Annotated in this window: 28 protein-coding genes; 13 read left to right on the forward strand and 15 right to left on the reverse strand. The window is 36.3% G+C overall.

The annotated features are described in order from the left end of the window. Positions 1–122: 122 nt before the first annotated feature. Positions 123–1,109: a YihY/virulence factor BrkB family protein gene (locus CES88_RS15960; RefSeq protein ID WP_290736753.1), complete on the forward strand. Its 987-nt coding sequence runs from the start codon at positions 123–125 to the stop codon at positions 1,107–1,109. Here the strand turns inward: CES88_RS15960 and CES88_RS15965 are convergent. Together CES88_RS15965 and ilvA are read right to left on the reverse strand one after the other, a co-directional pair. After that, positions 1,106–2,629, reverse strand: coding sequence for a phospholipase D family protein (locus CES88_RS15965; RefSeq protein WP_290736755.1), 1,524 nt, complete (start codon positions 2,627–2,629; stop codon positions 1,106–1,108). The genes CES88_RS15960 and CES88_RS15965 overlap by 4 nt on opposite strands. Before the next feature lie 126 nt (positions 2,630–2,755). After that, positions 2,756–3,964: a threonine ammonia-lyase gene (gene ilvA, locus CES88_RS15970; RefSeq protein WP_290736758.1), complete on the reverse strand. Its 1,209-nt coding sequence runs from the start codon at positions 3,962–3,964 to the stop codon at positions 2,756–2,758. Between the two features lie 91 nt (positions 3,965–4,055). Here ilvA and CES88_RS15975 point away from each other — a divergent pair, with 91 nt between their 5' ends. Next, complete coding sequence (locus tag CES88_RS15975; RefSeq protein ID WP_290736761.1) at positions 4,056–4,904, forward strand: proline iminopeptidase-family hydrolase; 849 nt, start codon at positions 4,056–4,058, stop codon at positions 4,902–4,904. 69 nt (positions 4,905–4,973) lie between these two features. Here CES88_RS15975 and CES88_RS15980 read toward each other — a convergent pair whose 3' ends face one another. After that, a complete protein-coding gene (locus CES88_RS15980; RefSeq protein ID WP_290736764.1) occupies positions 4,974–5,819 on the reverse strand; it encodes a hypothetical protein in 846 nt (281 codons plus the stop codon). A 216-nt stretch (positions 5,820–6,035) separates the two neighbouring features. After that, on the reverse strand, positions 6,036–6,551 hold the full coding sequence (locus CES88_RS15985; protein WP_290736766.1) for an FxsA family protein: 516 nt from the start codon (positions 6,549–6,551) through the stop codon (positions 6,036–6,038). Between the two features lie 104 nt (positions 6,552–6,655). Here CES88_RS15985 and CES88_RS15990 point away from each other — a divergent pair, with 104 nt between their 5' ends. Beyond that, complete coding sequence (locus tag CES88_RS15990) at positions 6,656–7,000, forward strand: translation initiation factor (protein WP_290736769.1); 345 nt, start codon at positions 6,656–6,658, stop codon at positions 6,998–7,000. A 34-nt stretch (positions 7,001–7,034) separates the two neighbouring features. On the opposite strand, the gene CES88_RS15995 is transcribed toward CES88_RS15990, so the two are convergent. Then, positions 7,035–9,008 (reverse strand): DEAD/DEAH box helicase, encoded by a 1,974-nt coding sequence (locus CES88_RS15995; RefSeq protein ID WP_290736773.1) that lies wholly within the window; start codon positions 9,006–9,008, stop codon positions 7,035–7,037. A gap of 339 nt (positions 9,009–9,347) precedes the next feature. On the opposite strand from CES88_RS15995, the gene CES88_RS16000 reads away from it, so the two are divergent. The 3 genes from CES88_RS16000 to CES88_RS16010 are packed head-to-tail and all read left to right on the forward strand — an operon-like array spanning position 9,348 to position 12,700. Next, positions 9,348–10,667: a HAMP domain-containing sensor histidine kinase gene (locus tag CES88_RS16000; protein WP_290736776.1), complete on the forward strand. Its 1,320-nt coding sequence runs from the start codon at positions 9,348–9,350 to the stop codon at positions 10,665–10,667. Continuing rightward, on the forward strand, positions 10,660–10,959 hold the full coding sequence (locus CES88_RS16005; protein ID WP_290736779.1) for a peptidylprolyl isomerase: 300 nt from the start codon (positions 10,660–10,662) through the stop codon (positions 10,957–10,959). Before CES88_RS16000 ends, CES88_RS16005 begins: the two co-directional genes overlap by 8 nt. 19 nt (positions 10,960–10,978) lie before the next feature. Beyond that, positions 10,979–12,700: a DEAD/DEAH box helicase gene (locus CES88_RS16010; protein ID WP_290736781.1), complete on the forward strand. Its 1,722-nt coding sequence runs from the start codon at positions 10,979–10,981 to the stop codon at positions 12,698–12,700. On the opposite strand, the gene CES88_RS16015 is transcribed toward CES88_RS16010, so the two are convergent. Further along, complete coding sequence (locus CES88_RS16015; RefSeq protein ID WP_290736783.1) at positions 12,697–13,083, reverse strand: YkgJ family cysteine cluster protein; 387 nt, start codon at positions 13,081–13,083, stop codon at positions 12,697–12,699. The genes CES88_RS16010 and CES88_RS16015 overlap by 4 nt on opposite strands. Further along, on the reverse strand, positions 13,083–13,394 hold the full coding sequence (locus CES88_RS16020) for a hypothetical protein (protein ID WP_290736785.1): 312 nt from the start codon (positions 13,392–13,394) through the stop codon (positions 13,083–13,085). Before CES88_RS16020 ends, CES88_RS16015 begins: the two co-directional genes overlap by 1 nt. 87 nt (positions 13,395–13,481) lie before the next feature. Here CES88_RS16020 and CES88_RS16025 point away from each other — a divergent pair, with 87 nt between their 5' ends. Beyond that, entirely contained in the window at positions 13,482–13,838 is a 357-nt protein-coding gene (locus CES88_RS16025; protein ID WP_290736787.1) for a hypothetical protein, read from the forward strand. A 10-nt stretch (positions 13,839–13,848) separates the two neighbouring features. Continuing rightward, entirely contained in the window at positions 13,849–14,328 is a 480-nt protein-coding gene (locus CES88_RS16030) for a GreA/GreB family elongation factor (RefSeq protein ID WP_290736789.1), read from the forward strand. Here the strand turns inward: CES88_RS16030 and CES88_RS16035 are convergent. The 3 genes from CES88_RS16035 to CES88_RS16045 are packed head-to-tail and all read right to left on the reverse strand — an operon-like array spanning position 14,325 to position 16,020. Further along, the gene (locus CES88_RS16035; protein ID WP_290736791.1) at positions 14,325–15,056 is read right to left on the reverse strand and encodes a hypothetical protein; all 732 of its coding nucleotides are present in this window, start codon (positions 15,054–15,056) and stop codon (positions 14,325–14,327) included. The two genes, CES88_RS16030 and CES88_RS16035, sit on opposite strands and share 4 nt — an antisense overlap. Next, a complete protein-coding gene (locus CES88_RS16040) occupies positions 15,049–15,705 on the reverse strand; it encodes a FecR family protein (protein WP_290736793.1) in 657 nt (218 codons plus the stop codon). Before CES88_RS16040 ends, CES88_RS16035 begins: the two co-directional genes overlap by 8 nt. 9 nt (positions 15,706–15,714) lie before the next feature. Further along, positions 15,715–16,020, reverse strand: a complete 306-nt coding sequence (locus CES88_RS16045) for a hypothetical protein (RefSeq protein WP_290736795.1) — start codon at positions 16,018–16,020, stop codon at positions 15,715–15,717. A 240-nt stretch (positions 16,021–16,260) separates the two neighbouring features. On the opposite strand from CES88_RS16045, the gene CES88_RS16050 reads away from it, so the two are divergent. Next, entirely contained in the window at positions 16,261–16,566 is a 306-nt protein-coding gene (locus CES88_RS16050; protein WP_290736797.1) for a hypothetical protein, read from the forward strand. A 52-nt stretch (positions 16,567–16,618) separates the two neighbouring features. Here the strand turns inward: CES88_RS16050 and CES88_RS16055 are convergent, their stop codons facing one another. From CES88_RS16055 to CES88_RS16070, 4 genes are all read right to left on the reverse strand, one after another. Then, positions 16,619–18,613, reverse strand: coding sequence for a urocanate hydratase (locus CES88_RS16055; protein ID WP_365993363.1), 1,995 nt, complete (start codon positions 18,611–18,613; stop codon positions 16,619–16,621). 129 nt (positions 18,614–18,742) lie between these two features. Then, the gene (locus tag CES88_RS16060) at positions 18,743–19,384 is read right to left on the reverse strand and encodes a DsbA family protein (RefSeq protein WP_290736801.1); all 642 of its coding nucleotides are present in this window, start codon (positions 19,382–19,384) and stop codon (positions 18,743–18,745) included. Further along, complete coding sequence (locus CES88_RS16065; protein ID WP_290736803.1) at positions 19,381–19,815, reverse strand: disulfide oxidoreductase; 435 nt, start codon at positions 19,813–19,815, stop codon at positions 19,381–19,383. The genes CES88_RS16060 and CES88_RS16065 overlap by 4 nt, the downstream gene beginning before the upstream one ends. Positions 19,816–19,915: 100 nt before the next feature. Continuing rightward, the gene (locus CES88_RS16070) at positions 19,916–21,307 is read right to left on the reverse strand and encodes a M14 family metallopeptidase (RefSeq protein WP_290736805.1); all 1,392 of its coding nucleotides are present in this window, start codon (positions 21,305–21,307) and stop codon (positions 19,916–19,918) included. 156 nt (positions 21,308–21,463) lie between these two features. Between CES88_RS16070 and CES88_RS16075 the strand changes: the two genes are divergently transcribed. Genes CES88_RS16075 through acs form a run of 4 tightly spaced genes read left to right on the forward strand, consistent with a single transcriptional unit; the run spans position 21,464 to position 24,861 of the window. Beyond that, positions 21,464–22,138, forward strand: a complete 675-nt coding sequence (locus CES88_RS16075; RefSeq protein ID WP_290736807.1) for a hypothetical protein — start codon at positions 21,464–21,466, stop codon at positions 22,136–22,138. A 25-nt stretch (positions 22,139–22,163) separates the two neighbouring features. Continuing rightward, the gene (locus tag CES88_RS16080) at positions 22,164–22,436 is read left to right on the forward strand and encodes a peptidylprolyl isomerase (protein ID WP_290736808.1); all 273 of its coding nucleotides are present in this window, start codon (positions 22,164–22,166) and stop codon (positions 22,434–22,436) included. A 9-nt stretch (positions 22,437–22,445) separates the two neighbouring features. Continuing rightward, positions 22,446–22,934, forward strand: coding sequence for a VOC family protein (locus tag CES88_RS16085; protein WP_290736810.1), 489 nt, complete (start codon positions 22,446–22,448; stop codon positions 22,932–22,934). A gap of 31 nt (positions 22,935–22,965) precedes the next feature. Beyond that, on the forward strand, positions 22,966–24,861 hold the full coding sequence (acs, locus tag CES88_RS16090; RefSeq protein WP_290736812.1) for an acetate--CoA ligase: 1,896 nt from the start codon (positions 22,966–22,968) through the stop codon (positions 24,859–24,861). Here the strand turns inward: acs and CES88_RS16095 are convergent. After that, the gene (locus tag CES88_RS16095; RefSeq protein WP_290736814.1) at positions 24,856–25,707 is read right to left on the reverse strand and encodes a sugar nucleotide-binding protein; all 852 of its coding nucleotides are present in this window, start codon (positions 25,705–25,707) and stop codon (positions 24,856–24,858) included. The two genes, acs and CES88_RS16095, sit on opposite strands and share 6 nt — an antisense overlap. Positions 25,708–25,858: the final 151 nt, after the last annotated feature.

A 25,858-nucleotide genomic window follows, 5' to 3' on the forward strand; every position in this document is an offset into this window, starting at 1 on the left:
ATGACTACTTTTGGAGCTATATTTATGGAAATTAAGCTTTTAGATAATCCTCTAACGTGTTGTAATTATGTTTGGAGAGTAGAAAGAAAAGCTAATTTAAAAAGGTGAGGCATAATCTCTTAATGAAAAAAGCCAAGTATCAAATAATTAAATTTAGCCGAAACTATGAGTCTTATAGTTACCGTTTTACAACTAGAGTCGTAGCAAAAATGTTACACGGTTTTTTTCTTTTTAAAAAAAGAAAGTGCGAAATCTTAGCAGGAGCAACAACTTTCTTTGCGCTTTTAAGTTTCTGTCCAGCAATGCTCTTATTTATTTCTTTAATAGGTTTTTTTACTGGCGATATTAGTGTTGCTAAAAGTGTTGTTCTAACATCTATTAATGATAATATTCCAAGTCTTGCTCCTTGGATTTTAAAAAGTATTTCAGCTATTGTCGACCAACAACTTCACACGACTAAGTCTTCTAATATTTTTAATTTTCTTTTTCTAGGATACTCTCTGATTGGATTAATTTCTGCTCTTATGTATGGGGTTAGAACAATTGCAGGTGAAAAAGCGAAGGGAGGATACTTAATTGAAGATGCAAAATCTTTTCTTATCGGAACTGTGATGACATGTTTTCTAGGATTTCTCTTTATTAGTTCAAATGAAGTTCTCTTTAAGTTGATTTTCTTCTCTGGTTCGAAGACTCTTCCTGAATTTGCCCGTACTCTATTTAACTTTCAAGTTCTTCCTATTCTCTCATCGGTACTATTTTTTACTGGGTTCTATAAAATTAGCTCGGGTAAGAATATTTCTCTTGGCCATTCCTTCTTGGGTGCATGTGCATTTGTTGGATTATTTATTGCTGGTAAATCAGGGCATTGGATTTATGCTCAACTATCAGAGAAAGACTTGGCTCAAAATTATGGAAACTTCTCGTCTATTGTTATGGCGGTGGTTTGGATTTACTATCTTGTTTGTTCGTTCTTCTATGGGGCGAGTCTTTCAAATATAGAAAAAGAGAATGTTTTCACTCTTGTTCCTGTGGGAGAGGCGGCGGAGGATAGTTCTGAATATCCTCCTGAGGTTCCTGTTGGTGACGATTACTATAAGTCAGCTTCCTAGAGTAGATCGCGTAAGAGAATTGATGGTATTGCAATGGCATTCATAATAAACTTACTTGTCTTTGTTGGATTTCCATAAACATCAGCTGGAAGATTATTACTATCAACCGCCTCATGATTTTCAACAATTTTATATCCCGCATTTGTTCTCTCTGTAATACTTGCAAGAACTTCAGCTGTGAGTTCTGGGTTTCCTTTACAAAAAAGGGCCATTTCTGAATTATAGTAATTAGATCTATTATCTACATTATAAGTACCAATCATGACTTCATCATTATCGTAGATCTGAGTCTTTGAGTGAGTTCCCCACTTAGCAGTCTTTACACCCTCTGTGATTGTCTCGTACTTTGGTAGCCACTTGCCGTTGTGGATATATGGAATAACTCCTTCTGCTTGCCATTTAAAAACGTCAGTGTAGAAATTTGCCGCAACATAGATTGCATCTGTAGAGCCTAGACTATTTGTATAAATTTTAATTTTAATATCTTTATCAAGAAGATCATACATTAGGCCTCTAGTTAGCTTATTGTTGATAAAGTAAGGTGAAGAAATGAGGAGATCTTCTTTTATATTTTCTATCTTGTGAGAGAGAACTTTTCGAAGAATTCTATAAGTTTCACCATAGTCAATTCTAAGTCTTTCATAGAAATTTGCTCCAGGTAAGTCTGTTGCATAAGTAGTTAATGGGCAATTATAGGTCTTCTTTGCATTTAAAATAGGTCTAGAGATTTCTTCAACTCTCTTCTTTGTGAAAATATCTTTATCATTTTCTATTAAAAACTTCTTTGCATTCTCTTCTGCTTTTTTAAATTGTTTTAAATCAATCTCATAATTTCTAATAACTGCCGCTCTACGACCTCCCTTATGAAGTCTAAGCATTGACTTAGAAGGAAGCTTTGGAGGCGTTGGGTATTCAGTAATCTTGTGATCAAAGTATTCATCAAATGATTGGCGCATTGTTTTTACTATACTTCCCTTTACATAAATATCTCTATCTAAGAAGTTAAAGTGTTCAGAAAGATCAAAGTAATCATCGCCAATATTTCTTCCACCCGTTATGGCCTCTTTATCATCGACAAGAAATAATTTTCTATGAGATCTAAATTGTGTAGTTGAAAGTTCTAGTAGAATGGCATCATTATAAAATCTTAAATCAATTCCATACTTTCTTAATTCTTTGGCAATGTGATTATCAAGAGCAAAAATTGGCATAGATTTATCAACTAGGATTCTAACCTTTACTCCTCTCTTTGCAGCTTCAATCAAGGCGTGCGTGAGTATTCTTCCAGCTTGATCTTGATTATAAATAAAGTATTCGACCTCTATAGATTTCTTTGCCCTCTTAATCATATCAAGTCTAAACTGAAGAGAGGCAATGCCGCTATTTAAGACAATCATCTCATTTTTCACTGACTTATCTCTAGAGTCTTCAACTTTAAAAAACGGGGCCTCTAGGGGAGTGTCCGCGTAGGTTGGAGCTGAGAATAGAGTGAGTGATAATGCTAGTAGAGCAGTCTTCATAGTTTAGTTCCTTCATTTACTGATAAATGTATTTTACTGGATATTACTTTGAAGATGGAAATCAGTGAAAAATATTTAAGGGCCGTATATTATCTATACATGACCCTATTAAAACAGCCGCTTAGATCAGTTTTTTAGGACATTCAGTCCTGTTTTCTTTATAGACGAGATGATTTCTTTAATATGCTTATGCCCCTTGGTTTCAAGAGTAATATGGACAGCGGTTTGACCTAGGTGGGTATTTGAAAATGTTCGGTTGTGATGAATGTCTACAATATTAGCACCATGGTCTGAGACAATTTTTGAAATTTCTGAAATAATTCCAGGGGTGTCGGGAACCATAATTTTCAAAGTCGTTAGTCTTCCATCTTCCGAGAGTCCTCTTTCAATAACTCTAGATAGAAAATTTACATCAATATTTCCACCAGAAATAATAACTCCAACTTTCTTTCCATCAATATTAGAAATCTTTCCATGGGAAAGTGCTGCAAAAGCTGCGGAGCCAGCGCCTTCGACTAAGATTTTTTCAACCTCTAGAAGCATCATTATAGATTGCGCCATCTCTGGTTCAGTTACTGTTACTATTTCGTCTACGTACTTTGAGACGATTTCAAAAGTATTTTCTTTTACTGTTGTCACGGCAATTCCATCAGCGATAGTTTTCGCTTTAGGAACTTCTACAATTTTCTTTGCTTCAACTGAAGCTTTCATCGCGGCCATTTGTTCTGCTTCAACACCTACAATACGTATTTTGGGATTGAGGGTTTTTAGAGCAATTGAAATTCCGGAGATTAAACCACCTCCGCCAATTGGGACTACAACGATATCTAGATCAGGAAGAGCGTCAAAGACTTCAAGGCCAATCGTTCCTTGTCCTGCAATGATGTCATCATCATTAAAAGGATGGATGAAGATATAACCTTTCTTCGCCTGAATTTCTTGAGCTTTCTGGTAAGCCTCATCATAGAAGTTTCCATGGAGAATAACATTTGCTCCAAATTTCTTTGTTCCTTGAATTTTTGATAGTGGTGTTGTCTCTGGCATGACAATAGTTGCTTTTATACCTAGCTTCTTTGCGGCGAGGGCAACACCTTGCGCATGATTACCTGCGGAGGAAGCGATCACTCCCTTTGCTTTCTCATCTTCAGTTAGGTTCATAAGACGATTAAGAGCACCCCTTACTTTATAAGCTCCGGTGAATTGAAGATTTTCTAATTTGAGAAAAACATTGCAATTAGTATGTTCACTAAGTGTCGTAGAATAGGTACATGGAGTTTTAATAATCTGGTTTCCAATTAGCTCCTGGGCCTTTTGGATATCTTTAAAAGTAATCATAATTTTCCTCACTGAATTCTTATATTAGTCTATTTTTATAGGAGTGCAAATAGGTTATACTAGTGACTTATAACAAATTAAGGAATGTAACATGGCAAAATTAAAGCATAAATTTGGTTTAACTTACTATGAGAAAAAAGGGAAGAAGGGAGAGACGCCAATTGTTTGTCTACATGGTGGTCCAGGCGGAATGTCTAAGAAAATGACTCCTCTTTTTGAACTTGCAACGGACAGACAAGTTTTTCTTTATGATCAAATTGGGGGAGGAAGAAGTAGTGAAATACCTTCAAAGCTTTGGAAGATAGAAACCTTTGTTGAGGAGTTAGATCTACTTGTAAAACATTGGAAACTAGATGAATTTTACTTGATGGGTGGTTCTTGGGGAACAACACTTGCCCTTGAGTATTACTTACGTAAAGGAAAGAAGGTCAAAGGTTTGATTTTTCAATCTCCAATGTTTAGCGCTAGAGACTGGCAAGAAGATGCAAATATTCTAATTGGTAAATTACCTGCAAAGTATAGGAAGATAATTAATTATTGCCATGAGATTGGAGCAACAGATTCTAAAGTCTATAAAGAAGCGATAATTGAATATTACTCACGTCACGTGTTTAGGGATAAGAAGAAATTATTAGAAAATTCTAAGAAGAAAAATATCAATCTTCATGGAGAGAAAGTCTATGAGTATATGTGGGGGCCAAGTGAATTTATGGCGACAGGAACTCTCAAGACATATAATCGAGTTAAAGACCTATCTAAGATAAAAGTTCCTACACTATTCATTTGTGGGCAATACGATGAAGCGACGCCTATTACAGCAAGTAAGTATGTATCAAAGATTAAAGATGCAAATTTAAAAGTTATCAAAGGAGCTTCTCATTCTATTCTAAGTGAGAAACCTAAAGATATGATCAAAGTAATGAAAGAGTTTTTAAAATAGAAAAAAGAGATCCTTTGAGGATCTCTTTTTCATTTGGAAGCCATGGGTGTCTTATCTTACTTTCTTTACCTACCTTGCTGGTCTTGTTGGACGAGTTGGTCTAGTAGGACGTGTTGGTCTTGTTGGTTGCGTTTGAGCCCCCTTCTTGTCCGCTACTGATATTTGTAATTCCCCTCTACTTCCGAAGAGATTAGTTGATACAGCAGAGACTTGGATGAACTCAACTTGCTTTGCTAATTCTTTATTAAATTTAAATGATGCTGGACCTTTTACTTTTCCTTCTAATTCCTCAAGGAGGATAACTTGCCCGTCTGAAAATTTAACTTTTACTTTAGTAATACTCACACTACCTTTAGATGTTAATTGGATGGCCTTAAAGTCACTTCCTACATGAATTTTCTTGCTATCTCCTACGATTTTATCAACCTTAAAACTATCGACCATTTTAAACGAAAGAGCATCTACATTGGAGTAAGCGTATGAGGGCTCTAACTTTGTAATGGCTTTTATTGAGTCAACTTTTACATTTCCTTTAAGGAGTAGTTTCCAAGGGGCATCAACTTGTTGAGCACGAAGGGGAGCGTTTAAAGTAATATTATGAAACCCGCTAATGCTGCTTTCAAATGATTCAGGACTTCCTGGAACCTTTTCTGGATAAGTTTCTGAAAAGCCAATCGCCAAGTTTGCGTCGGCATTACCTTGCTTAGATTTTGCCGAAAGAATAACTTTATCTAATTTGAATCCTTCTAATATACCTCGACCAAACTTTCCATTAAGCATTCTCTTTAGATGATAAACTTGTTCTCCCTTTGAGTGTTCTGCTGATAAATCTATTTTTAAATTCTGAGTAACTGCAAGAGCTTGTGGCGTAGATAGTGTTGCAGTAGTGGCCAATAGACATAAAATTTTCTTCATTTCTTCTCTCTCCCTCTTAGGCATGGTCGCAATAATAGAGAACCATTTCTGGTTAACTCATACTATTCCTTAGTACTTTTAACGATAAATTCTTTAAAGCAATTGGTGTGCCAATTTTGGTCGAAAGATTAGATTGAAAAATTAACTTTTCGGTGTCGTTTTGGAATGAATGTAAGAGGATGTTAAAAGCACTTTGAAACCAGACGCAGAGTGGCCCTATTTTTCTTTGAACTCAGCTTCAAAAACTCCAGGCTCTACTTCTTTATTGACCGTCTGTGTAAAAGATTCTGGTCCTGGTCTTGTTCCATTAGAGGAGTAGTTGAAACCGCCCCCTGATGTTCCAAAGCTGGCAAACTTTATATTTCCACTTTTTATCGCTCTCTCGAAATATTCTTTTAGAAAGACTACTAATAGATGTCTTGTTCCTGGAAATACCATGCTTAGTCCCATTATATCTGTGAGAAAACCTGGAGTTAAAAGAAGAAGACCTCCTCCAAAGACGAGTAATCCATGAGTAAGTTGATTTGTTGGGAGAGCACCTTTGTTTAAATCATTTTGAATACTGGCCAGAATTGCTAAACCTTGGGATTTTGCCAAGCTTGCTCCGACGATACCTGTTAGGATCACTACGGCGAGGGTATTTAAGCCTCCGATTTGAGCTCCAATTGAAAATAGTAAATAGATTTCAATTGCAGGAATGACTGTGAATAGTAGAACTAGCACTGGGAACATAATTTCTCCTTCTCTTAATTTATAGCAAAAAATAGTGAAGAACCCTATCATTCTATTGTAAAATTACTGTCAATTAACCTAATTTAAACTCTTTGGAGTCTGCAATGAATAATAACGATGATTATGAACTTGTTTATGTCAGTGATGGGTCTGGGAAGAATCAACTCGATAAAGTAAAGAATAAGAAGAAAGAAAAGTTACCTGAAATTGAGCCAACAACGACAACTCTGAAAATGAGAATTGAAAAGAAGGGGAGAGGGGGAAAAGCAGTAACTGTCTTCTATGAATTTCCAAACAATCCACCGTATTTTAAGCGACTGATGAAGGAGCTTAAAAACCTTTGCGCAACAGGGGGGAGTTATAAAGATGATACTTTTGAAATTCAAGGAGATCAAAGAGAGAAGCTTAGACCTTATCTCGAAGAGAAAGGCTTTACTGTAAAAGGCTAAAAAAAAGGCCACCTAAAGGTGGCCTTAATATATCTTAATTTAAGCTCAATTCTACTTTCTTAAATCTTCCTTCACCAATTGAATTTGATTTAAATTTTGGATCTTCACCAATATATTGATGTACGATTCTTCTCTCAGCTGGATTCATCGACTTTAAAAGAATCGCCTTCTTTGTCTCTAAAACCTTCTTCTTCATTTCATCAACATGAGTAAGGATCTGCTTTTCGTTATTATGATCTTTTGAGTTGTCTCTATAGTTATCTTCATTGAAACATCTAAGTGTTAGCTTTACTTCATTTTTCATATGAATTTTTCTAAGTAAGAATTGCTTAACGATTGTTTCAAATGAAACAAGTAGCTCCGCTTTATTTCTAAGTAGAAGACCTAAGTCATTACCAGTAAAAGTAACTTTTAGATGGTTATCTTTGAAAGACGTTTTTACAAATAGATCGAGTTGAGCTTTTCTTAGTATACCAATTAGAAATGGTGTAAGTACTTTCTTGAAAATAGGCTTTAGTGAATGCTTGTAAACAGTCTTTCTTGGACCAAATAGAAAGAACATTTTTCTTCCAAGTTCTTTTACTTCCGTATTTAGAAGGTGGTCATCTTTAATTCCAAAGTATTTAAGAGCTGCTTTAATTGAGTCTTTCTCTGAATTAGCAGTGTGAATAAAGAATCTTCTGTCATTTTTAAATACCTTTCCAATGAAAGGAATTGTACTTGTTCTTGGTTTTGCTTCTTTTGCTGATGATGTTGTTTTCATAGTCTCTTTTTTATTCTTTAATGGTTTCTTATTATCCCTGCTAGGTTTCTCAACTACCTGAAGAGTTTTTGCATCTAGGTAAGGTTTTGCACAAATATCTGTTGCGAAGTCAGTATCTTCTAAGTCCATCTTAGGAATACTATCCCCGATAAATTCTGAAATAGGGTCTAGGTTTTCACAGTCTTCAAAAGAGCAGAAGCTAATTGCTTGCCCATTCTTTCCTGCTCTTCCTGTACGTCCAATTCTATGGACGTAGCTAGCAGCTTCGTTTGGAAGGTCAAAGTTAATAACTAAGTTCACATCTTTAATATCTAAACCTCTTGCTGCAACATCTGTACATACAAGAATAGTAGTTTCCTTAGATCTGAAGTCTTCCATTAGGCGAGTTCTTTTGTTTTGTGGCATACGTCCTGAAATAGGTTTCGCCTTAAAATTCATTTTCTTTAGCCACTCAGCAACTAAGTGAGTTTGAAATTGAGTATTACAGAAGACAATGGCGTAGGCATCTTCATGGGTACGAAGTTGTTTAACAAGAAGAGGCATTTTTTCGTTCTTATCAATCATTGCAATCTTGTGATCAATATTATCCACCAGCATTGATTCTTCATTTAATTTAATTTCTAGTGGTTGTGACCCAAATTTGAAAGCGGTATTCAGTACATCCATATTTGTCGTAGCAGAAACCATGATAAGCTGTCTTGATTTTGGAATTCCATTTAAAACAAATTCAATATCTTTTTTAAATCCCATATCAAATAATCTATCAGCTTCATCAAAGACAACAGCGAGGCAATTTCCTAGGTCAATTTGCTTTTGCTTTGTAAGATCGTTTAGTCTTCCTGGCGTCGCAACAAGAACGTGTACACCGTCTTTTAACTCTTCGATTTGCTTTTCAATTCTTTCGCCACCAATTATACAGGCCGACTTGATTCCTAGTTCTTTTCCAACTAGTTCAAAGAATTTATTTGTTTGTTGAGCAAGCTCTCTTGTTGGACTTAATATAACGATTTGTTGACTTGGATTATCTAGGGCCTTCTCTTCGAGAAGTATTTCCATCATAGGAATAGCGAAGGCTCCCGTTTTTCCACTACCAGTTTCAGCTAGTGCAAAGATATCTTTCTTTTCTAGTATTGGAGTAATGGTAAGGTCTTGGATTTCGCTGGCTTCTTTAAAGCCGTGAGCGTGAAGGGCTGTGATTAATTCTGGTTGAAGATTGTATTCAGTAAATTCTTTAGTTGTTTTCATGTATTAGACTTTCCTTGTAATTACCTTAGTGTTCTACTAGAAAAATCACGAACTTACCAATTTTAATCCACTTCTTCGGTGTTGAGCTCATATGTTAAAGTATTGTAATTATGATCGAAGTAGAAAAAAAGAGGACCTTTTATTAATTTTATACTCAAGTACACACTATAAAGGTAGGAGGATAGGCAAGATTAAGGAGAATGCTGCAAAGAGACAGAAAAAGCTCTTTCTTTAAGACTTCTACAATATTTCATTAAAAGTTAGGCTGAATTACTCTTGTCGATTTTAAATAAAATAGAAATTTGTTATGATGGTTTAAATTTATATCTATGAGTTAAAATGAAATACTTATTTAATTTTTGGGGGACTCTTACTTCCCCTGAGCTTGAAGATTCTTTCCTAAACGACAAGTGGTTAGAGAATAAGAACTACACTTTTCTTACATACTTTCTTTGTTGCTTCTTTTTCTTAGGAGCGGGCCTGTTTGGAGACTTTCAACGAGTTTTCTATATTGGGAGTGCTAAAGAGCTTCTTCTATTTAGAGTTTTTCTTTTAATGATCTCTCTTGTTTTTATTTTGCAGAATGGAAAAAAGCAGAGAAGACCCAAATTTCTTGAGATTTGGCTGGACTCAATGAAGTATCTTTCAACTATAGTCATTGTGCTACTTACATACTGGACGAGAGGAACAAGCTTAACTCTCTTGCCTGGAATAATGATGATGCTGATTGGATTCTATATGATTCTCCCCGGAAGAATCATGTCAACGAATGTGTGTGCATTGGCCTTATTGATCACTTTTGCTTTCCTGCAAGATCCAGTTTTAACTTATGGAAAAGAAGTTCATCACTATATGACTTTCATGTTAGTTGCTATCGAAATACTCCTCTGCTTTTTTAAAATAAAACATGAGAAGTGGGCGAGAACTGAGTATATGTCAAAGAAAGAACTGGACTCCCTCAATGAAACAAAAGATAAACTCTTGGCAACGATTGGTCACGACATAAGAAGTCCTTTGGCCCTCATTCAGTCCAGAGCAGAGTTAAGTCTCCTCAGCTTGAAAGATGGAGAATTTTCTGAAGTGACAAAGTCTCAGAATATGATCATAAAATCAGTCTCAAAACTTGATAACTTATTGAGTGATATTGTAAATTGGGCGATCTCTGATTTAAAAGAAGGTCGAAACTCGAGGGAAGTTCGCTGTATTACCAAGACAATGGGAGATGCGGTAGACTTTATTCTTGAAGTCGCGAATCAAAAAAAAATAAGAATTAAAAGAGAGCTTTCTCCCTATCCTTACTTTCATGAACCTAGAATGATGACCACTTGTTTTAGAAATATTTTATCTAATGCAATAAAATATAATCCGTTCAACTCTGAAATTCATATTCGAGGTTCAGCCTGTGATGACTTCTATCATATTGAAGTTATCGATCAAGGTCCTGGTCTTGGCGAGGAATTAGCTGAAAAAATAAAGAGTGGTTTGAATGACTCATCTGAGGTTGGAACTGAAGGCGAGAGAGGTACTGGGCTTGGACTTAAACTCGTGAAAAATATTGTAGACAATCACGGTGGTAAAATAAATATTTATGCTAACGTTGAAGGGGGAGCAACTTTTAAAGTCTCTCTGCCTCTTTTAAAGGATGGCGATATTGCATAAGTCACTTCCACGCTATAGAGCGAGACATATTCTAGTTGAAGATATGGATGATGCTGAATACGTTCTAGAGAAAATTGAAGCAGGCGAAGATTTCTCTGAATTAGCGAGAGAAATTTCAGAATGCAATAGTGCTTCTAAAGGTGGAGACCTAGGACTAGTTGTTTCTGGGCAAGTCGTTCCCGAAGTGGAGAGAGCGCTCTATCATCTTGAAATGAACGAAGTCAGTAGACCTATTGAGTCCGAGTACGGCTTTCATATCATTCAGAGGCTTCCTCTTTCCAAAGTGAAGTAAATTCAAGTAGAATTAATACATGTATAAATTAAGACCCTATCAACAAGATGCTGTAGCATCGACTATCACTCACTTTAAAGAGAGAAGAGATTCTGCTGTTATTGTTCTGCCAACAGGGGCAGGTAAGAGTCTTGTTATTGCAGAGCTTGCAAGAGTTGCTCGTGGTAGAGTTCTATGCTTAGCCCATGTCAAAGAGTTAGTAGAGCAAAATCATGACAAATTTGAAAGTTATGAGTTAAATGCAGGAATTTTTTCAGCAGGACTTAATCGTAAAGACAGTGATGATAAAGTTATTTTTGGTTCAATTCAATCTGTTGCTAGGGCCGATAAAGAATTCTTTAAAGACTTTTCTCTCTTAGTGATTGATGAGTGTCATAGAGTTTCTCTTGAAGGAGAAACGCAGTATCACCATGTGATAAATCTCTTAAGAGAAAATAATCCAGAAATTTGTATTCTTGGACTAACTGCCACTCCTTATCGAATGGGACTTGGATGGATTTACAATTATCATTATAAAGGTTCTGTAAAATCAGAAGAAGATCGCTTCTTTAAGAAATGTATCTTTGAGTTACCTCTAAGCTACATGATTAAAAATAAATATTTAACCCCACCAATCGTGATTGATTCTCCTGTCGCCTGCTATGACTTCTCTAGTCTAGTGGCAAATAGAGGAGGAGCATTTTCCATAGGGGATATTGAAGATCTTCTTTCTGACCAAAAGAGAGTTACGCCTGGAATAATTGGCCACATTATTGAACAAGCGAAAGAGAGAAGGGGAGTGATGATCTTCACTTCTTCAGTAAGGCATGCAAGAGAAATCCTTGGGCATTTACCTCGAGAAGTTTCAGAGCTTGTGACTGGTGAAACGCCTGATATTGAAAGAGATCAAATTATTAATGACTTTAAAAAAGAAAAACTAAAATTTCTTGTAAATGTCTCTGTTCTCACGACAGGATTCGATGCTCCACATGTTGACCTCATTGCCCTTTTAAGACCGACAGAGTCAGTAAGCCTCTACCAACAAATTATTGGAAGAGGACTTAGACTTTTTGAGGGAAAAGATGATTGCCTCATCTTGGACTATACTGGGCAAGGGCATGATATTTTCTCACCTGAGGTAGGTGATGAAAAAACTGAATCCAATAGTGAAGCTGTTTGTATTGATTGCCCAGATTGTGGTTATAAGAATACTTTTTGGGGCAAGGTTGATTCTGAAGGGCATGTTATCGAGCATTACGGAAGAAAGTGCCAAGGAGCTTTTGAAGATCCCTTGTCATTTGAAGTTGAGCCTTGTGGCTTTCTCTTTAGATTTAAAATTTGTGAAAGTTGTGGACTTGAAAATGATATTTCAGCTAGAGATTGCTCGGGTTGTAGAGAAGTATTAATTGATCCTGATGTAAAACTTAGAGAGGCCATGCAATTAAAAGATGCTCACGTTCTAAGATGCGATTCAATGCATTTTGAAGTCGATCAAGATAAGAGGGGAAGAGAAAGACTTTCTGTGAATTACTTTGACTATGATGGAGAGTCATTGAGTGAGTATTTCTATCTTGCGAGAGAAGATCAAAAGGGAGCATTCTTTCATAACTTTGTTAGACCTCACCTTAGAAATTCAGGAAAGAAGTTTGATATCATTTCTCCTGAGCAAGTCGTTATGATATCCCCACTTTTTAGAATGCCAAAGTTTGTCATCGCAAGAAAAGTAAAACATTACTGGAAAATTAGGGAAAAAGTTTTTTAGCGCTTTCTCTCATAAGGGCAAAAGTTTTTTCTAGAGCTAAATTGTTCAGGATATGTCTGGCAGCTAGTAGGCCTCTTGTCGTAGACAGTGCACTTTCTTGTTTTACTATCGAGGAAGACGCAGTCTCTATTCGCCATTCGTTGTAGTGTAAAGATAGTGTTTCGAATATTGAAATGCTCAATATATCCTTCTTTCTTTAATCTCTTTGCAATATTCTTTGGTTTCTCTTCGTCGGCCTCAAATTGATCAATAAGCTCAAGTCTTACTAGATCATCAAGAGTGACATCACAAGACATTTGACAACACTTGGCGGTACAATTGTCACATAGACCTTCTCGGTAGTTAGTCCAAGTTGAAGGGGAGTTTATATCTACATATCTCACTATTCTGCAGCAACAGTATAAGTACCAAGTGCTAGGCATGTGGTTGGATCTAGAATAACGGCTTCTTTAAACCAACCGGAATGAAAACTTCCCTTATTATAGAAAACTTCTGTATCTATTGAGAACTTATCTAGGTAATGACCTCTTTCGCTATAGAAAGCTGTTCCTGCTGGAAGAAATTCTGGTCCAGAGACATCTAAAGGTCTATCACTTGGTTGCCCATTTCTTTGAAAGAAGCTCTCTGCGCTAGAAAAGCAGCTCGCGTAAGTATTACAGCTTAATATTAGAGCGACAGAAATGATGAGTTTCATAGTTATTCCTAGAAGTTAGATGAGTTTTGCCGTAATATAGTACACTGAGTTTTATAGGTCAAAGAATGCGTACCCAAATAAGGAACTATGAATAAATTACTACTCTATTTTAGATTACAATACAGATTATTTTTAATTCTCGTTAGTTTAACGACAGTTCCTTTACTTTTAGTATATTTATTCTCTCCCTATGAATGGAAGAATCTCTACTGGTTCTTTTTAACGTTTATTTTTGCACTGAAAGTCGTTTTCTACAAAGAGGCACCATATAAGAAGAAAATCTCTTCAGGTGTTCGGGATATGTTAACTAGAGAAATGAAACGAGTTCCTTCAAAGATGGAAGTTGTAAATCGTGTAGAAGACTTAGTTCAGGCCAGAGATGCAATGTTAGTTGCAAGTGCAGTTATTGTTGTTTTGATGACCGTTATTTTTGGAAAGATTTAGAGAGTTCATTATGGATAAGAAAGAGATAGTTAAGGATTTACTTGCTCAGCTAAACACTGAGCTTGAAAAGGCAAAGGCCGCATATAATACTGCAAAGAATACGACTCAAGATGCAGACAATAAGGCCGAAAGTAAGTGGGATACCAGAAGTATTGAGGCTGGTTATTTAGCAGGGGCCCAGAAAGTCCGCGTTGATGAGTTAGAAATGGACATCAATGTAATTGAAGAACTTTCTGATAGTGCTCTTAATAAGAAGCCTACAGTTGGAATTGGCTCTCTTGTTGAAATTAAACATAACGATACAGTGAGAAAATACTTCATTGCTCCAGCTGCAGGCGGATTTATGGTTAATATTGGAGGAGAAGTTGCCTTGGTAATTTCTGTCTTCTCTCCAATTGGTAACGAGGTACTAGACCTCGTCGATGGAGACTCTTTTGAAGTTGAAACTGGTGATAATACTCGTGAATACGAAGTTATTTCTTATACTTAATAATATAAATTTATATTAAATCCAAATATTGTTTTTGAATCTGTCGATAGGTATGTAGGTACATTTCTTGAAATAGCAGTCTGTGAATTCGTCCACTTTGTTCTTGTTATTTTTACAAAGAATCCTGGTTTTATATTCTTCTTCCAGTGATAGAGAGCACCTGTATAAATTCCGCTCTTATAGACCGTCTCTTCATGAAAGTTAATTGGAAAGTAGACTTCATATTGTAGAAAAAAATTTATAAAAGGAGATCCTTTTCTTAGAAAAATATGAGTGATACCGGGGCGAAGCTTTAAAGTACTTTGACTACTTTCAAAGTTTCTTTCAAGAGTTGTTCTGAATTCTAGAATATTGACATCAAATAACTCTCTAAGGCTGACTCCAACCCCCAGAATATTTTCGCCGCGATCACTTGAGTCCTTCCAATGCCAATTAGAATTCTCTACAGTCCAGTCATCCAAATGTCTTTGGCCATAAGCTCTTTTAAAATAAGAGGATAGTTTTATATTGTTATGAATCCTAGCTCTAATGCCAAACTGAAATTCCTTCTTTGTTGTAAGCTCATTTTCTTTTTCAATATTTACTTCTGTCAAAGACTTGAAGATAGAAGAGAATGTATGAAAGTGTCTAAGAGTAAGAGCTGTTCCTGTAGTACTCTCGTTAGAGGGAATATTTGAAGCTGAAATACTCGAACTTAGAAAAATGAGTAGAAGGAACTTCTTAATCATATTCTTGGTCCAGTAAGTCCGTGTAAGCATCTCTTATATCAACCTTGTTTTCTAGGTCTCCATTCTTTGAATCAAGCTTCCAGTTAAGGTTCTTTGTCCAAGGAAGAGGCTTTGGCGATGTTACATTCTTTGTATCTCTTATCTGAACTCCTTCTCCGGCGTTTACTTTTACTGAACTCTTACTTTCTTTTGGAGTGACTATGACTTGTCCTTCATTGACGCACATCCAAGCATCAAGAGAATCTTTTTTTCCATAACTAACAAAGAACTCTGTTCCACGAACACCGAGGGAAGCATTCTTAGTATTTACAATGAATTTATCATTTTCCATGACTTTACTTTTTAGTACATTAAAAAAAGAGCTTCCTTTAAAGATTCCAACCTGAGTCGGTTTCTTATTTCTTACTGAGATAATAATTTTACTTGATTCATTTAACTTAATTTTTGATCCATCAGTTAAGGAAATAACCGCAAGGGCACTAGGCCCAGTTTCAATTAAGCTTTTATTGATGAAGCGTTGTCCTTTTGTCGCTTGAACTTGTTTCTTATCTTGTTTAATTTTAACAACACCTTTTACGAAAAGGATTTCTCCAACCTCTTTTGCGCTAATTGATAATGAAAGTAGTAGGCATAAGATTATTTTAAACATGGAGAACTCCTATTTCTCTAACTCTTCTTTAATACTTTGAAGAGTGTCACTTCTCTTTGAAATAATATCGGTTACAAATTTCTGCAAGGCTTCTCTTAAGTATGGTTCAAAGTCTTTATCGTTACAATCTGTAGCACTAAATAATTCCATATAAGTTTTATGAGTCTTCTTTGATACAGATAATGTAATGGTGTTGGGATTGAGTTGATCCTCGAGAGCTTCACGGATGACTCCGCTAAGTTTTAGGCCTTGCTCCATAATACTTTCATAGTATTCTGTAGGGATGTGGACATTAACTCTTTTCATTTCACTCATATATTCTCCTGAGTATTTTAGTGATAGTTTTACTCAGCTGATATTATAACATACTGAAATTTATATATGTGACTTAAAAAGTAGGCAAAAAATTGTAAATTTAAATCTGTAGAAAAATGTAAAAATGACTCATAAGTACTCATTTATACTCAATATGAGTAGAAACTATATTTTTTACTCAGTCTTGCTCACGAATGTGTCATTATGTGTTTAACGAAAGACTAACAAGAGGTGTTGTAAATGAGTCATTTAATCGAAGACATTATTCTAACAGAAAATTGCTTAAGGAAGGCGCGTGAATGTGGAATAAGTATCAGGAGGATTTTCGAAGCGATAACTTATGGAACGCCTTGGGTTACTGATCTAGGAGGTTTAAGTTTCTACTATGGTTCGATAGAAGTCCTAACGTGTTCTAAATTCGAATATGCTATTACCGTCATTGATCACGGGCAAGAGACTACCCACCAAATTGCCCTTGAGGATAATGATTTATTTGTCCCCCTAAAGAAGAAGCACTTAAGTTCTGTAGCATGTATGTTGAGTTAAAAGTGTAAAGAGCCCGCTAGGAATAAGGATTGTTCTTAGCGGGAATTTTTATTTAAAAAAGGTTTTCATCAACTAGATTTGGCAATGTTACTTTTAGAAGAGGTTCTTTTTCCATGGCCCTCTTTATTGCAAAAGTTGCACCTTCATTTCTGGCCCAACTTCTTCTATTAATTCCATTATTCACATCCCAGAAAAGCATAGATCTAATTCTTTGATCACATTCAACTGAACCGTCTATTACCATTCCAAAACCTCCATTAACAACTTCTCCCCATCCAACACCGCCGCCATTATGTAGAGAAACCCAAGTGGCACCTCTGAATGAATCGCCAACGAAGTTCTGTACTGCCATATCTGCAGTAAAGCTTGAGCCATCATAAATATTAGAAGTTTCTCTATAAGGAGAGTCAGTTCCCGAAACATCGTGATGATCGCGACCTAGAACAATAGGTGCTTTTATAATTCCCTCTCTAATTGCTTTATTAAAGGCCAAAGCAATTTCTATTCTTCCATCACTATCGGCGTAGAGGATTCTTGCCTTTGATCCGACAACAAGTTTATTTTCTCTTGCACCTTCTATCCACGTTATATTATCTTGCATCTGCTGCTGAATTTCCTTGGGAGATTCTTGCATTAATTTCTTTAGAACTTCACAAGCAATTTGATCTGTCTTATCTAGATCTTCTTGAAGGGAACTCGTACATACCCATCTGAATGGTCCAAATCCGTAATCAAAACACATTGGTCCCATAATGTCTTGAACGTAGCTTGGATACTTGAAATCTCCCTTCTCATTTAAAATATCTGCGCCGGCCCTGCTGGCTTCAAGAAGAAAAGCATTTCCATAATCAAAGAAGTACATTCCTTTTGCGACTAGTTTATTGATGACATTGACGTGTCTTCTAAGAGTTTCTTGAACTAGTTCTTTAAATTTTTCTGGCTGATTGGCCATTAAATCATTTGATTCTTCAAAGCTGATATCGGCAGGATAGTAACCACCGGCCCAAGGATTGTGAAGAGAAGTCTGATCAGAACCTAGTTCAACATGAATATTTTCTTCTTCTAATTTCTCCCATAGGTTTACGATATTTCCTTGGTAGGCAATAGAGACAACTTCTTTTTTCTCTTTAGCTTCTTTCACTCTTTGGGCAAGTTTATCAAGGTCAGTAAAAACTTCGTCGACCCATCCTTGTTCAAAGCGCGTTTGAACTGCTTTCGCGTTTACTTCAGCAACTAGTCCAATACATCCAGCAATAACTGCAGCTTTTGGCTGAGCACCACTCATACCGCCAAGCCCTGCAGTAACGAATAATTTTCCAGCAAGATTTGTTTCACCGTTACTTATTTTTCTTCCTGCATTTAAAACTGTGATTGTAGTTCCGTGAACGATTCCTTGCGGGCCAATATACATAAATGATCCAGCAGTCATCTGTCCGTATTGAGTGACTCCGAGAGCATTAAATTTTTCCCAGTCATCAGGTCTAGAGTAATTAGGAATCATCATTCCATTAGTTACGATTACTCTGGGGGCTCCACTATGTGAAGGGAAGAGTCCTGCTGGGTGACCGGAATAGAGAGCAAGTGTCTGTTCATCTGTCATAGTGGCAAGGTACTTCATCGTTAGAAGATATTGCGCCCAGTTTTGAAAGACCGCTCCATTTCCACCATAGGTAATTAATTCGTGTGGATGTTGAGCAACTGCGTAGTCAAGGTTATTGGAAAGCATAAGCATTATGGCCGCAGCTTGCTTCGACTTATGTGGGTAATCTTCAATTGAGCGTGCAAATATTTTATAATCTGGTCTGAATCTATACATATAGATTCGCCCGTAAGTATCAAGTTCTTCTTTAAATTCAGAGATAAGTTCGGCGTGAAATTTCTTATCAAAGTATCTAAGAGCATTTTTTAGAGCGAGCTTTTTCTCGTCAGCATTTAGAATATCTTTTCTCTTAGGAGCGTGATTAATGTCTATTTCATAGGATTTCTTTGGAGGGAGTTCACTAGGAATTCCTTCTAAAATTTTGTTTTGAAACTCTTGAGTACTCATCATATTACTTGTCCTTCATTCATCACTAAAATTTGGACAACAATAACGTTAAATAGCTAATTTTTCTAGAGATAACAAAAGGTGCGTGGCACCTTTTGTTATGAGATATGCGTTAAGAGACTGTTTATTCTAGAGGTGTTCTTTGATTTGATCCTCTAATTGCTGGTAACCAAATTCTCTTAAAGGTTTTCCGTTGATAAAGAATGTTGGTGTGGCCCTTACTCCAAGCTCTCTAGCATCGGCAAAATCTTGTTCAATAATTTTTGCGTAGGCCGGATCTTGGTAGTCTTTTTTTACTTGATCAACATCAAGTCCAACCATTGGTAGATAATTCCAGATAAGTTCTGGGCTTGGATTATGGTGATTTCCCCATGCAGGTTGATTCTTAAAAAGAATTTCTAATGTCTCCCAATACTTTCCTTGTTTTTTAGCTGACTCTAAAATTGCAATTGCAAATTTTGAGTTCCCATGAAAAGGAACGTAGCGAATCGTGAGTTGAATCTTTCCTTCGTATTTCTTCATAAGATTTTTTACAAACGGAAAGAACATTCTACAACTTTCACACTCTGGGTCCATGAACTCAACTAATTGTACTGGAGCATCCGAAGGTCCCATCTGAGGAGAGTGAGCTCTAATAAATAGGCTCTCTTTTTCTTTTGCAACCATTTCATCTTTCGCCGCTTGATTACTATTATATAAGTAAGTGGCAACGATAAATCCAATGATAACGACTACCGAAGTAATAAGAACTGTTACTTTCTGCTTATTCATTTAAGGTATCTCCTATAGAAAATTGTAAGAATAATAAGTATTAAACTAAATGCAATGAAAGAGAGCATAGGAATTGTTATAAATCCTAGCCAGTTTATCCAGATATCAGCGCAGGATACGCCCTCCCTACATGGAGTCGCACTTTCTGGAACAATTCCGTAGTGGAGAAGATTGTGATAGAGGGCCGTAAGCCATCCCAGAATTGCAAGGGGAAGAGAGTATTTAAATGCGCTTGCATCCAGATTAATTAGACTGACGACAAAGAAGATTACAAGAGGATACATGAAGATTCTCTGATACCAACAAAGTTCACAAGGAGGAAATCCCATCACTTGGCTAAAGAATAAGCTTCCTGCTGTTGCGACAAAGGCCACAACCCAGCACATAAATAGTAAGTACCAAGCACTTTGGTTTTCTTTTAAATTAATCATAACTACCTCCATAAAAAGATAGCACGCTTAACTATTTGTGTAAAAATATTTGAGTTGTACAAGAGTGCTCGGAGCACAGATGCGCTCCGAGAGTAGTTTATTAAAATGTAAGTGGAAGACGGGCCGAGCCTAGCTCCATACTCTTAGTTGAAATGGAGTTTCTTCCTTTGAGTAAAGTAAATGTGTACTTACCTTCATTTAGAACAATATGATACGAGCCATCCGGGTTAACTTTATAGCTTTGGAAAATTTTCCCATTACTATCTTTAACTTCAATTTGATAGTTTGCCGGATTAGGGTAAGTCTCATCTAAGCGCCCCTTAACTCCAGTTGCTGTCATTTTATCTAAAAGAGTCATCCATGCCGCTTTATTTCTTTCAACAGTCTTATCTCTCCACTTTGAATAACTAGGTTGAAAACCTTCTGATCTACTATTGACTTCAATGACGTAAGGAATAACTTGGTAAGCATTGTACATCCAGTCGATATCAGATCCATCAACAGAGTAGAGTAGTTCCCAGGCTGTTCCCGCTTCATAATCGATACTCTTACCAATTTCTTTTCCAATTCTTTCAACAACTTCTTTAGTTTGAGTTCTTGAACCGTTACATCCCATTGGGTAGATAATAATTTCACTATATGCGTGGTAGCTAATATTAAAAACAGGTCTGATATCTTTGACTAGATTCATAAGCGCTTGTGCTTCAGGTTCAGATCCTGCGCTTGGTCCTCTATATGTACTAGACCATGTCCAACCGCTTGAACCGTTACAAGTTCCCCATAGGTGAGGGTAGTTTCTGTTGATATCTACACCGTGACCATAGTTTGTATTCTTTCTCCACATACTTGATCCACTCCAAACTTTAGCGTTTCCATCAACGTTTAGCATTGGGACAATCCAGATCTCATTTGAGTCGACATAGCTTTTAATTTTTAAATCACTCTCATACTTTGTGATAAGTGTTTCAATAATATCTAAACCAACTTCAGGAGACATAACTTCTCTTGCATGGTGCATACTGTTGAAGAGGACTGCTGATTCTGATGTTTCTCTTGTCGAAACATTATCTGAAATTTTAAGTGCGTAAATATTTCTTCCCTCAGATGACTGTCCAATTACAAATACCTTTGCGATATCAGAGTGAGATCTCTCCCATTCTTTTAAAATGGATTCAATTTCGCTTGGGGATTTGTACTCTTCATCGACCGCTTTCATCGCTTTATTTGATTTATTTAGAATGATATTGAAGTCCATCTCTTGCAAGACTTTGAATTGTTCTGTTGTAACAAATACATCGGCAATACTATTTCTCTTATCAATACCTGTTACATCTAGATCTAATGATTGAAGCTTCTTCATCCCTTTAGTGTAGTTATCTAATTTTATAGATAGATAAATACTTCTGTCTGTTTCTTGAAATTTATGAGAATGGGCAAAGCTTGTTTGTGCAAATGATACGAGTAGTACCAATGCTAGAAAATTCTTTAACATATATGTTCCTCCTGAACTTAAAAATTATCTTATTATGTTCTTTTTAAAATGATTGAACAATTAATGTCATTTTATATTAGATAAACCGACCGTTTTAGTTTGCGCAGTTAGTTTTAGTTAGTTGCTAAGTCCGAAGGATTGGTATTTCATTAAAGAATGAAAAAACTACTAATATTTATGATATTCCTATCTTTCAACAGCTACGCTTATAACTGTGAATCGAAAATAGACTTCCTAGAGTCTATTCAAGTTCAACAGGGGCATTGGCAACAGACAGATACTTGCTTTATAAGTATTTCCTCTAGAAAGCACTACAATATGGAGTATCGAAACTTCTTGATAACTTCGAGAGGGAAAATTCAGATATTTAATTCCTTTGGAGAAGGACCATCTAGTACACATACTGGAGCTAGGGAGTTTCACCTCTTTCCAAGAAATGGAAGAGTTGGATACGAGATTTTAGAGGATAGAGTGAATATTACACTGGCAAGTGGTGATATTTTTAGTTTTGATATTGAAACTGCGGAGCCTTTAGAGCTTGGTGGAGGAGAATTTTCCCTAGACCCATTAGTTAATAGGGAGAATCAAGGTGGGTTTGAGGTTACAAAGTTCTCTGGTCTACTTCTTGATTCAGGATTTAAGATGGGAATGTCTCCTACGTGGTATTTAGATAGAAGTTCAACTTTTAAAGACGCTTTTGGTCATACATGCACTGTGAGAAATAGAGATTTATTCGATAAGAAGAGTGATGAAATATTTTGGATTCATGAAGAGGATAAGCAGCTGTATAATTATTTACAAAAGAGATGCCCATCGCTAACCTTAAAGTAAGCAATTTTACTTAAAGGAAAACACTATGTCTCAAATCACTGCGCAACATATTCTTGTTGACCATGAATATGAAATAACTGACTTATTGAAGAAGCTTGAGGAAGGAAAATCTTTCGAAGAGCTTGCCAAGGACTACTCTAATTGTCCTTCTGGAAAAGATGGAGGAAGTCTTGGCTCTTTTGGGAAGGGGATGATGGTTAAGCCTTTTGAGCAAGCGGCCTTTGCCCTTAAAGTTGGTGAAGTCTCAGGTGTGGTAAAGACTCAGTTTGGATTTCACCTGATTAAGAGAATCGCTTAGGTTTATCCAATGATAGATTTTACTACGGCAAAGAGCTTCTTAGAAAAAATAGAATCTAATTTAAAACTCTTGGGTATTCATTTAGATGATTATTTTATAGATCATATTTGTTACCGAGTAGCGAGTATAGATAGATATGAAGAGCTTAAAGCTTACTTGGAAAAAGATCATTTACTCTTACATGAGGCCATGATTTCCAATAGACCAATAGCAACTTTTAAATTCAATGAAGCTATAAAGTACAAGCATCACCAAATTCCTTTGATTGAATTACCTGCTCCTAAAGGAGAAGTTAGTTATGAAGAGGGATTTGAACATATTGAATGTGTCATTGCTGAGAGTTTTGTCGACTTTTCAAATAAGCATAGTGAAATAGAATTTGATTGGAAAGGTGCTCAAAAGAAACATAACCCTGAACTTAGAGTAAAGCTTGGAGAGTTATCGGTTAAGTTTCATCACGCAAGTCTTGAAGACGTGATAGCGAAAGAGTTAAGTTAATAGTATTGATAAAATTTAAATAGGACAGAATATGGACTGGAAAATTAATAGCCTTGAAGAATATGCAATTGCCTATCAAGAATCTAAGAAAAATCCTGAAAAATTTTGGGCCAATATCGCAGAAACTTTTTCTTGGACTAAGAAATGGGATAAAGTTCAGTCGGGTAGTATTGATGATGCGAATATAAAGTGGTTTGAAGGTGGTAAGTTAAATATAACTGAGAATTGTCTTGATAGACATTTAGTAGAGAGGGCGAATAAGGTAGCCCTTATTTTTGAACCCAATTCTCCAGACGATGATGTCATTAAGTATACATATAAAGAATTACACGAAGCTGTTTGCAAAACGGCAAATATGATTAAAGATCTTGGAGTTCAAAAAGGTGATAGGGTTTGCCTTTATATGTCCATGGTTCCTGAACTTTTAATTTCTGTTCTTGCGTGTGCTCGAGTTGGCGCAATTCACTCTGTTGTCTTCGGAGGATTCTCTGCTCATGCTCTTGCTGGAAGAATTGAAGATTCCGCTTGTAAATTATTAATTACAAATGATGGTGGTCACCGTGGAAATAAAATAATTCATCTTAAAGATATTGCAGATAAGGCCCTTGCTGATCTTGAAGACTCAAGTGTTGAGCACGTACTTGTTCATAAGAGAGTTGGAAATGACATTACCATGAAAGAGGGACGAGATATTTGGTGGCATGACCTCTATCCAAAAGCTTCAACTGAGTGTGAAGCCGAAGTCATGGATGCTGAGGATCCTTTATTTATTCTCTATACGTCTGGTTCAACAGGAAGGCCAAAAGGGGTTCTTCACACTACTGCGGGCTACATGGTTTGGGCCGCTTATACATTTGGTAATGTTTTTCAAATGAATGAAGAGGATAAGTATTGGTGTACTGCAGATATCGGTTGGATTACGGGACATACCTATATTACCTATGGGCCACTATTAAATGGTGCGACTACAACAATGTTTGAAGGAGTTCCAACTTTTCCAGACGCGGGAAGATTTTGGAAAGTTGTAGAAAAGCATGAGATTACTCACTTCTATACAGCACCAACTGCTGTAAGAGCTTTAATGGCCTGTGATATCTCTCTTGTTAATAGTGCAAATCTTAAAAGTCTTAAAGTTCTAGGTTCTGTTGGGGAGCCAATTAATGCTGAAGCTTGGCATTGGTATAATAAGTCTATCGGTAAAGAAAAATGCCCTATTGTAGATACGTGGTGGCAAACAGAGACGGGAGGAATTTTAATTTCCTCTTTAGCAGGAGTCACTGATTCAAAACCTTGCTTTGCAACTCTTCCTCTTCCTGGTGTTTTTCCTGCAATCATGGATACAGATGGAAATGCTGAAACTAATATTGAGGCCGAAGGAAATTTATGTATTACGAGAGCATGGCCTGGAATGTTAAGAACAATTTGGGGCGATCACGAACGCTTTAAGCAAACTTACTTAAGTGCTTACCCAGGTTCTTACTTTACAGGAGATGGTTGTAAAAGAGATGGAGACGGGCTTTATAGAATAACTGGAAGGGTAGATGATGTTTTAAATGTCTCTGGTCACAGAATAGGGACTGCCGAAGTTGAAAATGCGATTGGAAAACACCCATGTGTTATTGAATCTGCTATCGTTGGTTTTCCTCACGATATAAAAGGGCAGGGGATTTATGCCTATATTATTGCAAGCGAGAATCATTCTGAAAATATGGTAAAAGAAATATTAGATGTGGTTACTGAAGAGATAGGGCCTATTGCAAAGCCTGATAAAATTCAAATTGTTCCGGGACTTCCAAAAACAAGATCAGGAAAAATTATGAGAAGAATTTTAAGAAAAATTGCAGCAAAGGAATTTGACAACTTCGGGGACACATCTACTTTGCTTGATCCTGCAATCGTAGATGTCATTAAAGACGGAGCATTATAGAATATATTGAGCGAGGCGGATCATATGCCTAACGGCAAAAATAGTATCCTCTTCGCTCTTTTCATACTCTGATCCAATGAGTTGTATTGTTCTCTCAGGAATCATTAAAGCGTTGCAAATATTACTACCACCTTCAATAATTTGCTCTCTTGGGTGACCAAAGCTTTCGGCTAAATTTCTAAGGAAGTCTATTTCTTCTGAACCATCTCTTGCTCCAAAGTGGAAGACTCCTTCCCCCTTCTTTTTTAATACTGCGGCCATCATATTAGCTAGGTGGTTAGTGGAGAGTCTATTTTGGAGAACACCTCTATCTATTGTAAGAGATTCCCCGCTTAACATAACTTCAAGAAAGAGCTCTGTTCTTGATTGTGAATTTGGTGCCCATCCATGTGTTGCTCCAAATCTAAAAATTGAAAAGTTATCACCAGTCTTATTAAGCTCAATCTCACACTTTGCTTTAAATTGACCGTATTCAGTTTGAGCATTTGGAAGTTCATCTTCGTAGTGTTCGCTTTCAGTATTTGCGTCGAGAGCATTGAAGGATGAGAAGTAATTATAGTGAAATCCAAGAGTTCCTGATTTCTCTATTAAGTACTTATGTAGAGTGAAAGCGTCATCGTCTTCACCTCTCGTCATATTGATGACGATATGAGGATTTAAAAGAGTGACTTGCTCATCAATAATCTCTAGCTGATCATTTGCTGCTTGGAATATATCGATACGGTGATCAGGTTTATTATTTAGAACACTACCTACAATATGACAGTCTCCAAATTCTTTTTTTAAAGAAGGGATAAGGTAATGTGCAATCCAACCTGAGCTACCAAGTATTAAAACTTTTTTCATGCCACTCATTATAGTATTTATTATTAGCGAAGGCTAATAATAAGGAGAGGAATGGTTCTGCCGGTAGGGTAAATACTGCCTAGGGAAATTGATACTTAGAATCATCTTTATCTGTTAAGTCGCAAGAGTATATATGTTATATTAATTTCTT

The organism is Halobacteriovorax sp. JY17, from assembly GCF_002753895.1.
Lineage (GTDB): Bacteria > Bdellovibrionota > Bacteriovoracia > Bacteriovoracales > Bacteriovoracaceae > Halobacteriovorax.